General features: G+C 72.8%; 15 protein-coding genes. 10 read left to right on the forward strand and 5 right to left on the reverse strand.

Going from position 1 to position 13,433, the window contains the following annotated elements:
* The first annotated feature begins 23 nt into the window (after positions 1 to 23).
* On the forward strand, positions 24 to 521 hold the full coding sequence (gene purE, locus ACFYNO_RS04955; protein WP_388005515.1) for a 5-(carboxyamino)imidazole ribonucleotide mutase: 498 nt from the start codon (positions 24 to 26) through the stop codon (positions 519 to 521).
* 12 nt (positions 522 to 533) lie between these two features.
* On the forward strand, positions 534 to 1,784 hold the full coding sequence (locus ACFYNO_RS04960; protein ID WP_388005314.1) for a dipeptidase: 1,251 nt from the start codon (positions 534 to 536) through the stop codon (positions 1,782 to 1,784).
* On the opposite strand, the gene ACFYNO_RS04965 is transcribed toward ACFYNO_RS04960, so the two are convergent.
* Complete coding sequence (locus ACFYNO_RS04965) at positions 1,781 to 2,197, reverse strand: CoA-binding protein (protein ID WP_388005317.1); 417 nt, start codon at positions 2,195 to 2,197, stop codon at positions 1,781 to 1,783. The genes ACFYNO_RS04960 and ACFYNO_RS04965 overlap by 4 nt on opposite strands.
* 205 nt (positions 2,198 to 2,402) lie before the next feature.
* On the opposite strand from ACFYNO_RS04965, the gene ACFYNO_RS04970 reads away from it, so the two are divergent.
* The 4 genes from ACFYNO_RS04970 to ACFYNO_RS04985 all read left to right on the forward strand — a co-directional run bounded on the left by ACFYNO_RS04970 (position 2,403) and on the right by ACFYNO_RS04985 (position 6,119).
* A complete protein-coding gene (locus ACFYNO_RS04970; RefSeq protein WP_388005320.1) occupies positions 2,403 to 3,311 on the forward strand; it encodes an ABC transporter ATP-binding protein in 909 nt (302 codons plus the stop codon).
* A 66-nt stretch (positions 3,312 to 3,377) separates the two neighbouring features.
* Positions 3,378 to 4,133 carry an ABC transporter permease gene (locus ACFYNO_RS04975; protein ID WP_388005323.1) on the forward strand — a complete coding sequence of 252 codons (756 nt, stop codon included), beginning with the start codon at positions 3,378 to 3,380 and terminating at the stop codon, positions 4,131 to 4,133.
* A 37-nt stretch (positions 4,134 to 4,170) separates the two neighbouring features.
* On the forward strand, positions 4,171 to 5,487 hold the full coding sequence (locus ACFYNO_RS04980) for a sensor histidine kinase (RefSeq protein WP_388005326.1): 1,317 nt from the start codon (positions 4,171 to 4,173) through the stop codon (positions 5,485 to 5,487).
* Positions 5,484 to 6,119 (forward strand): response regulator, encoded by a 636-nt coding sequence (locus tag ACFYNO_RS04985; RefSeq protein WP_388005329.1) that lies wholly within the window; start codon positions 5,484 to 5,486, stop codon positions 6,117 to 6,119. The genes ACFYNO_RS04980 and ACFYNO_RS04985 overlap by 4 nt, the downstream gene beginning before the upstream one ends.
* A gap of 13 nt (positions 6,120 to 6,132) precedes the next feature.
* Here ACFYNO_RS04985 and ACFYNO_RS04990 read toward each other — a convergent pair whose 3' ends face one another.
* Entirely contained in the window at positions 6,133 to 7,479 is a 1,347-nt protein-coding gene (locus tag ACFYNO_RS04990) for a UDP-glucose dehydrogenase family protein (RefSeq protein WP_388005332.1), read from the reverse strand.
* A 211-nt stretch (positions 7,480 to 7,690) separates the two neighbouring features.
* On the opposite strand from ACFYNO_RS04990, the gene ACFYNO_RS04995 reads away from it, so the two are divergent.
* A complete protein-coding gene (locus ACFYNO_RS04995; protein ID WP_388005335.1) occupies positions 7,691 to 8,854 on the forward strand; it encodes an acyl-CoA dehydrogenase family protein in 1,164 nt (387 codons plus the stop codon).
* 73 nt (positions 8,855 to 8,927) lie between these two features.
* Here the strand turns inward: ACFYNO_RS04995 and ACFYNO_RS05000 are convergent, their stop codons facing one another.
* The 3 genes from ACFYNO_RS05000 to ACFYNO_RS05010 form a co-directional block, all read right to left on the reverse strand.
* Positions 8,928 to 9,599 (reverse strand): TetR/AcrR family transcriptional regulator, encoded by a 672-nt coding sequence (locus ACFYNO_RS05000; protein WP_388005338.1) that lies wholly within the window; start codon positions 9,597 to 9,599, stop codon positions 8,928 to 8,930.
* Positions 9,600 to 9,674: 75 nt separating this feature from the next.
* A complete protein-coding gene (locus ACFYNO_RS05005; protein ID WP_388005341.1) occupies positions 9,675 to 10,169 on the reverse strand; it encodes a serine O-acetyltransferase in 495 nt (164 codons plus the stop codon).
* A 110-nt stretch (positions 10,170 to 10,279) separates the two neighbouring features.
* Positions 10,280 to 11,551: an LCP family protein gene (locus ACFYNO_RS05010; protein WP_388005344.1), complete on the reverse strand. Its 1,272-nt coding sequence runs from the start codon at positions 11,549 to 11,551 to the stop codon at positions 10,280 to 10,282.
* A gap of 159 nt (positions 11,552 to 11,710) precedes the next feature.
* On the opposite strand from ACFYNO_RS05010, the gene ACFYNO_RS05015 reads away from it, so the two are divergent.
* The 3 genes from ACFYNO_RS05015 to ACFYNO_RS05025 all read left to right on the forward strand — a co-directional run bounded on the left by ACFYNO_RS05015 (position 11,711) and on the right by ACFYNO_RS05025 (position 13,424).
* On the forward strand, positions 11,711 to 11,800 hold the full coding sequence (locus ACFYNO_RS05015) for a putative leader peptide (protein ID WP_388005347.1): 90 nt from the start codon (positions 11,711 to 11,713) through the stop codon (positions 11,798 to 11,800).
* Between the two features lie 75 nt (positions 11,801 to 11,875).
* Entirely contained in the window at positions 11,876 to 12,436 is a 561-nt protein-coding gene (gene ssuE / locus ACFYNO_RS05020; RefSeq protein WP_388005350.1) for an NADPH-dependent FMN reductase, read from the forward strand.
* Positions 12,437 to 12,638: 202 nt separating this feature from the next.
* The gene (locus tag ACFYNO_RS05025; RefSeq protein ID WP_388005353.1) at positions 12,639 to 13,424 is read left to right on the forward strand and encodes an ABC transporter ATP-binding protein; all 786 of its coding nucleotides are present in this window, start codon (positions 12,639 to 12,641) and stop codon (positions 13,422 to 13,424) included.
* Positions 13,425 to 13,433: the final 9 nt, after the last annotated feature.

Consider the following 13,433-nt stretch of genomic DNA (forward strand, 5'->3'; position numbering starts at 1 on the left):
ACACCCCCCTCGTCGGCATCGCCATGGGCTCCGACTCCGACTGGTCGGTGATGGAGGCGGCGGCCCAGGCGCTCGACGAGTTCGAGGTGCCCTACGAGGTGAACGTGCTCTCCGCGCACCGGATGCCGCGCGAGATGATCGCCTACGGCGAGCAGGCGCACACCCGCGGCCTGAAGGCGGTCATCGCCGGGGCCGGCGGCGCCGCGCACCTGCCGGGCATGCTGGCCTCGGTCACCCCGCTGCCGGTGATCGGCGTGCCGGTGCCGCTGCGCTACCTGGACGGCATGGACAGCCTGCTCTCCATCGTGCAGATGCCGGCCGGCGTGCCGGTGGCCACCGTCTCGGTGGCCGGCGCGCGCAACGCGGGCCTGCTGGCCGTGCGGATGGTCGCCGCCTTCGACCCGGAGCTGACCGAGAAGATGGTCGACTTCCAGCACGACCTCAACGCCCAGGCCACCGAGAAGGGCAAGAAGCTGCGCGCCAAGGTGGCGGGTTCCTCCTCCTTCGGCTTCAGCAAGTAGTTCCATGGGGGGATGACTCCTCCCTCCACGGACCACCTCGCCCGGGCCCGGGCCCTGCTCGCCACCGCACCGGTGGTGGACGGGCACAACGACCTGCCCTGGGCGATGCGCGAGCTGGCCGGCTACGACCTGGACGCCGTCGACCTGGCGGACGACCAGCGGCACCACCTGCACACCGACCTCGACCGGCTGGCCGCCGGCGGGGTCGGTGCGCAGTTCTGGTCGGTCTACGTCCCCGCCCGGCTGGCCGGGGACGCGGCGGTGAGCGCCACCCTGGAGCAGATCGACTTCGTCCGGGCGCTGGTGGACCGCTACCCGGAGCGGCTGGCGCTGGCGCTCACCGCCGACCAGGCCGAGGCGGCCCGGGCCGAGGGGCGGATCGCCTCGCTGATGGGCGCCGAGGGCGGACACAGCATCAACTCCTCGCTGGCCACCCTGCGGGCGCTGCACCGGCTGGGTGTGCGCTACCTGACGCTCACCCACAACGACAACGTGCCGTGGGCCGACTCCGCCACCGACGAGCCGTCAGCCGGCGGGCTGACCCGGTTCGGCGAGGAGGTGGTGCGGGAGATGAACCGGCTGGGCATGCTGGTGGACCTCTCGCACACCTCGCCGGACACCATGCGGCACGCGCTGCGGGTGAGCGAGGCGCCGGTGGTCTTCTCGCACTCCTCCGCGCGCGCGCTCAACGACCACCCGCGCAACATCCCGGACGACGTGCTGGCGCTGCTGCCGGCCAACGGCGGGGTGGCGATGGCCACCTTCGTGCCGCAGTTCGTCGACGCCCGGGTGGCCGCCTGGGTGGCGGGGGCGACCGAGGAGCTGGCGGCGCACGGCTTCCACCCGCTGGCGCACACCCCGGCGGCGATGAAGGTGCTGCACGCCTACCAGGAGCGGGTGGCGCGGCCGGTCGCCACCGCGGCCACGGTGGCCGACCACCTGGACCACATGCGGGAGGTGGCCGGCATCGACCACCTCGGGGTGGGCGGCGACTTCGACGGGACCGCCTTCACCCCGGCCGGGCTGGACGACGTCTCCGGCTACCCGAACCTGCTCGCCGAACTGCTGGGCCGCGGCTGGACGGAGGCGGAGCTGGCCAAGCTCACCTGGCAGAACCCGCTGCGGGTGCTGCGGGCGGCCGAGGAGGTGGCCCGCCAGCTGCGGGCCACCCGGGCGCCCTCGCTGGCCACCCTGGAGGGGCTGGACGGCGTGGACGGCGAGGAGGGCGTGCAGGGCCTGGAGGACGTGGAGGGCGCCGCCTAGTCGGCCAGCTGGGGGATCTCGATGGCCGGGCAGCGGTCCATCACCATCGACAGCCCGGCCGCCGTGGTGCGCTCGAAGGCGGCCTCGTCGACCACGCCGAGCTGGAACCAGACCGCCTTGGCGCCCGCCGCCACGGCCTGGTCGGCCACCTCGCCGGCCAGCGAGCTGTTGACGAAGACGTCCACCACGTCGACCGGGAAGGGGATGTCGGCCAGGCTGGCGTAGCCCTGCTCGCCCAGCACCGCCTCCGCCTTGGGGTGCACCGGGACGATCCGCTTGCCGAACCGCTGCAGCACCTTGGCCACGCCGAAGGCGGCGCGCCGCTCGTTGGTGGACAGGCCCACGACGGCCCAGGTGTCACCCGAGCTGGTGAGGATCCGGTGGGCGGTCGCCTGGTCGCTGAAATCAGTCATGACGGTTCCAACGGGCCCGCGGCGGCGGGCATTCCGGCCCCGGCATCAACCGATCGGTTGATGCCGGGACCCGTTTCGGTTGATGCCGGAACTCATCCGATCGGCCCGCCGGGAGGAGCCGGGTGGTCGATCCGCGGCAGGGGTCCCGCGCGGGAGGGTGGAGGCACGGCGACAGCAGCGCCAACCACCGAAGGGGGAGCAGGCCATGGCGGTCATCGAGGTCGAGCACCTGGAGAAGCGGTACGGGCGGTTCACCGCCGTGCACGACGTCTCCTTCCAGGTCGAGCGCGGCGAGGTGTTCGGCATCCTCGGGCCGAACGGCGCCGGCAAGACCACCACGGTGGAGTGCCTGGCCGGGCTCCGCGCGGCGGACGGCGGGCGGATCTCGGTGCTCGGCCTCGACCCGGTCCGGCAGCGGGACGAGCTGCGCCAGGTGCTCGGCGTCCAGCTGCAGGAGAGCGGGCTGCCGGACAAGCTGACGGTCCGTGAGGCGCTGCGGCTCTTCGCCTCCTTCTACCGGCACCCGGCCGATCCGGAGGAGCTGATGGCCCGACTGGGCCTGGCCGAGAAGGCCGGCGCCCGCTACAAGAAGCTCTCCGGCGGCCAGAAGCAGCGCCTGGCGATCGCCCTGGCGGTGATCGGCAACCCCGAGGTGGTGGTGCTGGACGAGCTGACCACCGGCCTCGATCCGCACGCCCGCCGCACCACCTGGGAGCTGGTCGAGCAGCTGCGCGACACCGGGGTCACGGTGCTGCTGGTCACCCACTTCATGGCGGAGGCCGAGCGGCTCTGCGACCGGGTGGCGCTGATCGACGGCGGCCGGGTGGTCGCCGTGGACACCCCGGCCGGCCTGGCCGCCCGGGCCGGGCAGCAGCGGATGCGGTTCCGACCCTCCGCCCCGCTGGACGAGGAGCTGCTGCGGGCGCTGCCCGAGGTGACCGCGCTCTCCTGGCACGGCCCGGTGGTCGAGCTCAGCGGCACCGGGAACCTGGTGCAGGCGGTCACCGCGCTGCTGGCCCGCCGTCAGATCATCGCGGCCGACCTGCGGGTGGAGCAGGCCAGCCTGGACGACGCCTTCATCAGCCTGACCAGCCACGAGCCCCAGTCCGACTGACTCCCCCTCATTTCGGTACTTCCTCCCTGACCTCACCGACCTCCGCGCCACGAAGGGCTCGCCGCCATGACCAGCTTCCTCCTCCCCGCCATGCCCCGCCGGGGCTTCCGCACCCTCACCGCCACCCAGGCCAGGCTGCTGCTGCGCGAGCCCGCCTCGCTGGTCTGGCTCGGCCTGCCTGTCCTGCTGGTGGTGGTCTTCGGCAACATCCCGGCCTTCCAGACCCCCGCCGCCACCCTGGGCGGCAAGCGGGTGATCGACGTCTACGTGCCGACCCTGGCCGCGATGGTGCCGCTCTTCCTCGCCTGCACCGCGCTGCCGGCCACCATGGCCGGCTGGCGGGAGAAGGACGTGCTGCGCCGGCTCTCGGTCAGCCCGGTGCCGGCCTCGGGCATGCTGGCCGGGCTGGTCACCGTGATCGCCGGGCTGGCGCTGGCCGGGTCGGCGGCGATCGTGGCGATCGGCGCGATCGCCTTCCACGTCTCCACCCCGGCCAGCCCCGGAGCGGTGCTCTCCTCCTTCCTGCTCGGCGGGGCGGCGGTGCTGGCGCTCGGCCTGCTGATCGCGGCCCGGGCCCGCACCCAGGGGGCGGCCAGCGCGATGGGGGTGCCGCTGATGATCCTCAACTTCTTCGCCACCGGCCTCTACTTCCCGGTCGCGCAGATGCCCCACCTGATGCAGCAGGTCTGCCAGTTCATCCCGTTCGGCGCGGTGACCGCCGCCTGGTCGGGCCAGGGCCCGCTCTGGCAGCACCTGCTGGTGCTGGCCGGGTACACCGTGGGCGCCGGCGCGCTGGCCGCCCGGACCTTCCGCTGGGAATGAGGCCGGACCTTCCGCCGGGGCCGAGGGAGCCACCATCATGATCACCATGCACCAGGAGACCGCCGGCGCCCAGCGGCCGGACACGCGAGAGACCAGGCTGGCCCGGATCCAGTCCTACGTGCCCTACCTTGGCCTGGTCCTCTCGGCGATCCTCTCGCTGGCCCTCGGCCCGGGCAGCGGCCCCGGCTTCCGGACCGCCGTGCTGGGGCTCTCCGCACTGGCCGCGCTCTGGCAGTGGCTGATGGCGGTGGAGGCCGGGGAGTCCGAGCGGCAGCGGGCCAAGGCGGTGGCCTTCTACACCGGGCTGCTGGTGCTGATCGCGCTGCTGGTGGTGGTCAGCCCGTTCTTCGGCTTCTTCGCCTTCACCGGCTACCTCCAGGTGGCGGTGCTGCCCCGGCAGCTCTGGCCGGTGGCGATCGTGCTGACCGCGGCGATGATGTCCACCACCCAGGTCGGCGGGGTCGGCAACCTGCACGGCGGCATGTGGCTGCTCTACGGCGGCCTGGTGCTGGTCAACATGGTGACGGCGGGCGCGATCACCTACCAGTCCATCGAGGAGGACCGGCGCAGCCGCCAGCGGGCCGTCCACATCGACGAGCTGGCCGAGGCCAACCGCCGGCTGCGGGAGACCATGGCGGAGAACGCCGGGCTGCACGCCCAGCTGGTCGCCCAGGCCCGGGAGGCCGGTGTGCTGGACGAGCGGCAGCGGATGGCCGGCGAGATCCACGACACCATCGCCCAGGGGCTGACCGGCATCGTCACCCAGCTCGAGGCCGCCGAGCGCTTCGACCGGGACGCCGAGCGGCGGCTGCACCACCTGGCCAACGCCCGCCGGCTGGCCCGGGAGAGCCTGGCCGAGGCCCGCCGCTCGGTGCAGGCGCTGCGGCCCGGTCCGCTGGCCGAGGCCCACCTGCCGGAGGCCGTGCAGGACCTGGCCGAGCGCTGGAGCAGCACCGCCGGGGTGACGGCCCAGGTGACCGTTACCGGCGCCGCGTTCCCGCTGCTGCCGGAGCTGGAGGTGGTGCTCTTCCGCGCCGCCCAGGAGGGGCTGGCCAACATCGCCAAGCACGCCCGGGCCGGCCGGGTCGGGCTGACCCTCAGCTACACCCACGAGGTGGTGCTGCTGGACGTGCTGGACGACGGGGTGGGCTTCGACCCGGCCGCCGCCGGTTCGCCGGGCGGCGAGAGCTACGGGCTCACCGCGATGCGGCACCGGCTGAGGCAGGTCGGCGGGAGCCTGGCGGTGGAGAGCGGGCCGGGGGAGGGCACGGCCCTGAGCATCAGCGTGCCGGCGCTGCGGGTGCCCGGGGCTGGTGTCCCGGTGCCGACCGGGCCGGTGGAGAATGCACCGTGACCATTCGTCTGCTGATCGTCGATGACCACCCGATCGTCCGGGACGGCCTGCGCGGAGTCTTCGAGGGCGACCCCGACTTCGAGGTTGCCGGCGAGGCGGGCGACGGCGCGGAGGCGGTGGAGCGGGCCCTCGCGCTGACCCCCGACGTGGTGCTGATGGACCTGCGGATGCCGGGCACCGGCGGCGTCGAGGCGATCCGCCGGCTGCGCGAGCTGGCGCCCGCCGTGCGGGTGTTGGTGCTCACCACCTACGACAGCGACGCCGACGTGCTGCCCGCCGTGGAGGCCGGCGCCACCGGCTACCTGCTGAAGGACGCGCCGCGCGAGGAGCTGGTCCGCGCGGTCCGGGCCGCGGGGGACGGGCAGTCGGTGCTGGCCCCCTCGGTGGCGCAGAAGCTGCTCGGCCGGATGCGCGAGCCGGTGCCGGCCGCCCCGGTGGAGGGGCTGACCGAGCGGGAGCTGGAGGTGCTGCGGCTGGTCGCGGCCGGCAGCACCAACAAGGAGTCGGCCCGCCGGCTCTTCATCAGCGAGGCGACGGTGAAGACCCACCTGCTGCACCTGTACGCCAAGCTCGGCGTGCGGGACCGCGCGGCGGCCGTGGCCGAGGGCTACAAGCGCGGCCTGCTCGTCTGAGGCTCCTGCCCGACTACTCCGCGAACGGGCGGCCCATCGCCCGGTAGCTCCAGCCGGCCGCCCGCCAGCGGGCCCCGTCCAGCACGTTGCGCCCGTCCAGCACCCGCCGCTCGGCCACTACCGCGCCCAGCGCGACCGGGTCCAGCTCGCGGAACTCCTGCCACTCCGTCAGGTGCAGCACCACGTGCGCGCCGACCGCGGCCTCGGTGGCCGAGGCGGCGTAGGAGAGCGAGGGGAACATCTTGCGGGCGTTGTCCATCGCCCGCGGATCGTAGACGGTGACCTGGGCGCCCTGCAGCTGGATCTGCGCGGCCACGTTCAGCGCGGGGGAGTCCCGGATGTCGTCCGAGTCCGGCTTGAAGGCCGCGCCCAGCACCGCCACCCGGCGGTCCAGGAAGCCGCCGCCGCACTGCTCGCGGGCCAGCTCCACCATCCGGGAGCGGCGGCGCATGTTGATCGAGTCCACCTCGCGCAGGAAGGTCAGCGCCTGGTCGGCGCCCAGCTCCCCGGCCCGGGCCATGAAGGCCCGGATGTCCTTGGGCAGGCAGCCGCCGCCGAAGCCCAGCCCGGCGTTGAGGAACCGCCCGCCGATCCGCTCGTCGTAGGAGAGCGCCTTGCTCAGCAGCGTGACGTCCGCGCCCGAGGCCTCGCAGACCTCGGACATCGCGTTGATGAAGGAGATCTTGGTGGCCAGGAAGGAGTTGGCGGCCGCCTTGACCAGCTCGGCGGTCGGGTAGTCGGTGACCACCATCGGCACGCCCTCGGCCAGCGGGGTGGCGTACACCTCGCGCAGCAGCTCCTCGGCCCGGCCGCCCTCGCGGACCCCGATCACGATCCGGTCCGGGTGCAGGGTGTCGCCCACCGCGAAGCCCTCGCGCAGGAACTCCGGGTTCCAGGCCAGCTCCACCGCCGCGCCGGCCGGGGCCAGCCCGGCCAGCCGCTCGGCCAGCCGGTTGGCGCTGCCCACCGGCACGGTGGACTTGCCGACCACCAGGGCCGGGCGCACCAGGTGCGGGGCCAGCGCGTCCATCGCGGCGTCCACGTGCGACATGTCGGCGGCGAACTCGCCGCGCCGCTGCGGGGTGTTCACACAGACGAAGTGCACGTCGGCGAAGGCCGCGACCTGCTCGAAGGAGTCGGTGAAGCTCAGCCGTCCGGTCGAGCCGGGGTGCCCGGCGACGTGCTTGACCAGCAGCTGCTCCAGCCCGGGCTCGTACATCGGCACCCGGCCGGCGGAGAGCGCGGCCAGCTTGTCCTGGTCCACGTCCAGCCCCAGTACCTCGAACCCGAGCTCGGCCAGGCAGGCCGCGTGGGTAGCACCGAGGTAGCCGGTGCCGATCACCGAGATGCGCAGGGCCACAGGGGTTTCCCCTTCACGGGTCGCCGGGGTAGGACCGGCAGTGGGCGAGGTGCAGGCACCGATGGTATCCGGCCAATGGTGTGTCACCCACGTCACGTCCTCGCTCTTGGCCTGCTAGGCCTAGAATGTTGACTTACTTAACGGTAACTAACCTCGGAAAGCCCCCATGGCGGGCGAAATCCGACACATCCACCGCAGAGGGGCGCACACCATGGCCAGCAGTGCCGAATTCGACCTCTTCCGGCTCTCCGAGGAGCACGACATGCTCCGCGAGACCGTTCGGGCCCTCGCCGAGGCCAAGATCGCCCCGTTCGCGGCCGACGTCGATGAGCACAGCCGGTTCCCGCAGGAGGCCCGCGACGCGCTGGAGGCCAACGACCTGCACGCCGTGCACATCCCCGAGCAGTACGGCGGCGCCGGCGCCGACGCCCTCGCCACCGTACTGGTGATCGAGGAGGTCGCCCGGGTCTGCGCCTCCTCCTCGCTGATCCCGGCCGTCAACAAGCTCGGCTCGCTCCCGGTCCAGCTCTCCGGCTCCGAGGAGCTGAAGGCCAAGTACCTGGGCGCGCTGGCCCGCGGCGAGGGCATGTTCTCCTACTGCCTCTCCGAGCCGGACGCCGGCTCGGACGCGGCCGGCATGAAGACCCGCGCGGTCCGCGACGGCGACTTCTGGGTGCTGAACGGCGTCAAGCGGTGGATCACCAACGCCGGCGTCTCCGAGTTCTACACGGTGATGGCCGTGACCGACCCGGAGAAGCGCTCCAAGGGCATCTCCGCCTTCGTGGTGGAGAAGGGCGACGAGGGCGTCTCCTTCGGCGCCCCGGAGAAGAAGCTCGGCATCAAGGGCTCGCCGACCCGCGAGGTCTACCTCGACAACGTCCGGATCCCGGCCGACCGCATGATCGGCGAGGAGGGCACCGGCTTCGCCACCGCGATGAAGACCCTGGACCACACCCGGATCACCATCGCCGCCCAGGCCCTCGGCATCGCCCAGGGCGCCCTCGACTACGCCGCCGGCTACGTCAAGGAGCGCAAGCAGTTCGGCAAGCCGATCGCCGACTTCCAGGGCATCCAGTTCATGCTCGCCGACATGGCCATGAAGCTCGAGGCCGCCCGCCAGCTCACCTACGCCGCCGCCGCCAAGTCCGAGCGCGTCGACGCCGACCTCACCTTCTTCGGCGCCGCCGCCAAGTGCTTCGCCTCCGACGTGGCCATGGAGATCACCACCGACGCCGTCCAGCTCCTCGGCGGCTACGGCTACACCCGCGACTACCCGGTCGAGCGGATGATGCGCGACGCGAAGATCACCCAGATCTACGAGGGCACCAACCAGGTCCAGCGGATCGTGATGTCCCGCAACCTGCCGTCCGCCTGACGCTCCGTCGATCCGCATCCGGGCCCGGCCGCCGACCACGGTGGTCGGGCCCCGGTGCGTTCGGGTCGGGCGGTCAGCGGGGTGCGTAGCCCGCCAGGAAGAGGTCGATGCCGGAGGTCATCCGACGGGTGAGCTCGGCGTCGTCGAACTCGACGGCGGTGTCGAAGGTGCGCATCAGCAGGGGGACGCCGACGGTGGCGGCGACCAGTTGCTGGACGGCGAGGGCCGGGTCGGGGACCCGGACGGCGCCGCGGCGGTCGAGTTCGACGAAGGTGTCGACCAGCGGGCCGGTGTTGAGGTCGTAGGTGAGGCGGTACCAGAGGCGGCCGAGCTGCGGGAAGCGGTCGATCTCGCCGATCACCAGGCGGCGCAGCGAGAGCATCTCGGGGTGCAGCAGGACGCGGCACCAGTCGACCGCGAGTTCGATCAGTGCCGTGCGCAGGTCGGGGGCCTCGGCCAGGGCGTTCAGGCTCGGTTCGAGCTGGGCGTAGCTGTTCGGCAGGAAGCTGCCGACCGCGGCCAGGAAGAGGCGCTCCTTGTTGCCGAAGTGCTTGTAGACGGTGGCCTTGGAGACGCCGGACCGGGCGGTGATCGCGTCCATCGAGGCGGCCGAGTAGCCCTCGCGCAGGAACTCGGCCAGGGCCGCGTCGATGATCGTTCTGCGCTTGCGCTGGGAGGAGTCCACCGGGGCCGGGATGAGCGGGAAGCCGTACTCGTCGGTCGGACCGACGCTGCGGGCGGTCATGGCGGGTCCTCGGGATGGGCGCTGGGACGGACCGCCATTATATGAACACGAGTATCTACGGCTCGGACGATCTGTTCAGACGGCGGGCGAACTCGGGTTCGTGGCAAGGGCGGTCGACTCGGTCCCGTCCGCCGGGGCGCCGCGGAAGCCCACCCGGCGGGCCGGCACCCCGGCCCAGATCTCGTTGCGCCCGGTGGACCGCGTGAGCACCGCGTTGGCGCCGACCACGGTGCCCGCGCCGACCGTGAGCACCCCGTGCTTGCAGACGATCTTCGCCCCGGCGCAGACCACCACGCCGTCCTCCAGCACCACCCGCTCCATCGCGCTGCGCTGCTGCGGCACCCAGGGGTCGGCCCGGCCGATGGTCACGCCGTTGTAGAGCGTGACGTCGGCGCCGAGCGTGGTGAACGGGTGCAGCACGGTGCCGAACCCGCGGTGGAACACCTGCAGCCCGGGCCCGATCTCGGCGGCGGGCGGGACCTCCATGCCGTACAGCGCGAGGAGTTCGCGCATCAGGCGGCCGAGTACCGGGTGGCGGCGGCGGTAGATCAGCGAGGTCACCAGAGACATGGGGTCATTCTGGCCAGCGGGGCACGGGCGGGCGGGCAGACGCGCGGATCGGGGGCGTGCGATCCACCCGCCCGGCGCGCCCGCCCGCGCCCCGCCCGGACGCGTGCGCCTCAGAACGTCGGCACCGGGCTGTCGTTCTTCAGCGCGTCGAAGACCTGCTTGGACTTCGCCGGGTCCCACTTGACCGCCGACTGCCCGTCGGGCGTGTGGTAGTCGGAGTTGGCGATCGGAATGGTGATGCTCTTGCCGTTGCCGCCGCTCACCGACCGCATCGCCTCGAAGAGGCCGGCCAGGTCGGTCAGCCCGGTGCCCTTGTCCACGATCAGCGTGCCGAGCCCCGCGTCGATCAGCGGGTAGAGCTCGAACGGGTCGAGCAGGGTGCCCGGGTTGGCCGCCTGGTGGGCCAGGGCGGAGAGGAACTTCTGCTGGTTGCGCATCCGCCCCAGGTCCTGGTCGGCCATCTGGTGCCGCTGCCGGACGAAGGCGAGCGACTGCTGGCCGTTGAGGGTCTGGCAGCCGGCCTTCAGGTTCAGCCCGGAGTCCTTGTCCTGGATGTCCTTGTCGATGCACATGTGCACGCCGCCCACCGCGTCCACGATGCCGACGAAGCCGGCGAAGCCGACCTCCGCGTAGTGGTCGATGTGCAGGCCGGTGTTCTTCTCCACGGTCTCCACCAGCAGCGGTCCGCCACCGTTGTTGAAGGCCGAGTTGATCTTGCTGGTGGTGGCCGGAACGGTCTTGCCGGTGCCCGCGGTGTCCAGGTGCGCCGGGATCGGCACCCAGGAGTCGCGCGGGATGCTCATCAGGGTGTTCCCGCTGGAGCCGATGTGCAGGATCATCATCGAGTCGCTGCGCTTGCCCTCGTCGGAGCCGGTGGTCAGCTGCTGCTTCTGGGCGTCGGTCAGGCCGTCGCGGCTGTCCGAGCCGACGATCAGCCAGTTGGTGCCCTTGCCGGCGGCCGGCCGCCCGTCGTAGCCGGCCAGCACGTTCTGCTGGTTGAGCTTGGAGTCGGCCCAGGCGTAGGTGCCGACGGCGGTGGCCAGCAGCGCGCCGACCAGGCCGAGCGCCACGTAGGCGGCGATCCGCTTGCGCGAGCGGCGCCGGCGCGGCGGCTGCCCGCCGCCCGGCGGCACGGGGCGCGGGTCACCGCCGGGCCCGCCCGGCACGCCGTTCGAAGCAGGGCGCGGCGCCCCGCCGGGTATCGGCCGCCGCGGCCCGGGCGCCCCCGCGCCGGGTGCCCCCGCACCGCGCGGCCCGGCTGCTCCCGCCCCGCGCGGGTTGAGCGAGGGCGGCAGCGGCGGCTCGGCGCCGCCGCCGGCCGCGCCGTCCGGTCCAGGTCCACGACGACCGCCCGCGGGGCGGCCCTGCTGCCAGTTGTCCATGCGTCGAGGATGCCCGACCCGGCGCCGGATCCACCGTGGCACACCGCCCACCAGGGCTTCTGTAGCAGAGTTGATGCGCTGGTGCGACGGTCCGGCCGAATGGTCACCGGTCGAGACGATTCTTGACCGCCTGTTCGACCACGTGTTGTCATGAAGGACATGGACCAGCAGCGGAGTCTCACGCGTCGGCGGCACGTCGATCTGCAGCGCGTCTCCGGTTCGCTCTGTCGTTCCCTCCCCCGCGGCTGATTTCCGGGCCGCACGCAGCCCGTGCACGACGGCGCCCGGCGCCGATCCTCCGCCCTGCCCCGAGGTGAACCCCCCATGGCCCGTGTCCTGACCGTCTCCGGATCCCCGTCCCCGACCTCCCGCACCACCCGCCTGGTCGACCACGTCGGCGCCCAACTCGCCGGCCTCGGCCACCGGGTGGACCGGCTGGACGTCCGGGAGCTGCCCGCCGAGGCCCTGCTCGCCGCCGACACCCGGCACCCCGAGATAGCCCGGGCGGTGGAGCGGGTGGCCGCGGCCGACGCCCTGGTGATCGGCACGCCCGTCTACAAGGCCGCCTACTCCGGCCTGCTGAAGACCCTGCTGGACCTGCTGCCGCAGTACGCGCTGACCGGCAAGACCGTGCTCCCGCTGGCCACCGGCGGGAGCACGGCCCACGTGCTGGCCGTGGACTACGCACTGCGCCCGGTGCTCGCCTCGATGGGCGCCGCGCACATCACCCAGGGCTGGTTCGTGCTGGACCGGCACATCTCGGTCCGCGAGGACGGCGCCACGGTGATCGAGCGGGAGACGGACGTGCTGCTCGCGCCGGTGGTGTCGGCCTTCGCCGAGGCGCTCTCGCGGTACCCCGTACCCGCCCTCGTGGCCCGTCCCTGAGCAGCCCGCGCCGCGACCCCTGAGAGGCCCGGCCTCATCCCCTAGGGGGGCCCGGCCGCGACCCGTATGCCCCCCGGGTGAGGCCCCTCCTCCCGGCGGATGACGAGGAGGGCCCCAGCAAGCCCTAGGTTGGTGCCATCGGCTCGGCCCCGTGTGTCCACGGGGGCCGGGCACCGGGGGAACACCGACCAAGGAGTGCACCGTGACGACGGCATCCGCAGCCGTGCAGACTGACAACCCGGGCGGCCCGTCCGCCAACGCCGCGGCAGCGCGGCAGCTCACGAAGGCGTACGGGGCGGGGGAGACCCGGGTCACGGCGCTCAACGCGGTCGACGTGGACATCCAGCGCGGCCGGTTCACCGCGATCATGGGCCCCTCGGGCTCCGGCAAGTCGACTCTGATGCACTGCCTGGCCGGCCTGGACACCGTCACCGAGGGCCGGATCTGGATCGGCGACACCGAGATCACCGGCCTGAACGACAAGCAGCTGACCCGGCTGCGCCGGGACAAGATCGGCTTCATCTTCCAGGCGTTCAACCTGCTGCCGACGCTGAACGCGCTGGAGAACATCACGCTGCCGATGGACATAGCCGGCCGCAAGCCCGAGCAGGCCTGGCTGGACCAGGTGGTGGCCACCGTCGGCCTGGCCGACCGGCTGAAGCACCGTCCGACCCAGCTCTCCGGCGGCCAGCAGCAGCGCGTCGCGGTGGCCCGCGCCCTGGCCTCCCGCCCGGAGATCATCTTCGGCGACGAGCCGACCGGCAACCTCGACTCCCGCTCCGGCGCCGAGGTGCTGGACTTCCTGCGCCGCTCGGTGGACGACCTGGGCCAGACCATCGTGATGGTCACCCACGACCCGGTCGCCGCCTCCTACGCGGACCGGGTGCTCTTCCTCGCCGACGGCGTGATCGTGGACGAGATGCACTCCCCGACCGCCGATGCCGTGCTCGACCGGATGCGCCGTTTCGACGGCAAGCGCACCAGCTGAGGCGGGGTC

This window comes from Kitasatospora sp. NPDC006697 (genome assembly GCF_042869935.1).
Lineage (GTDB): Bacteria > Actinomycetota > Actinomycetes > Streptomycetales > Streptomycetaceae > Kitasatospora.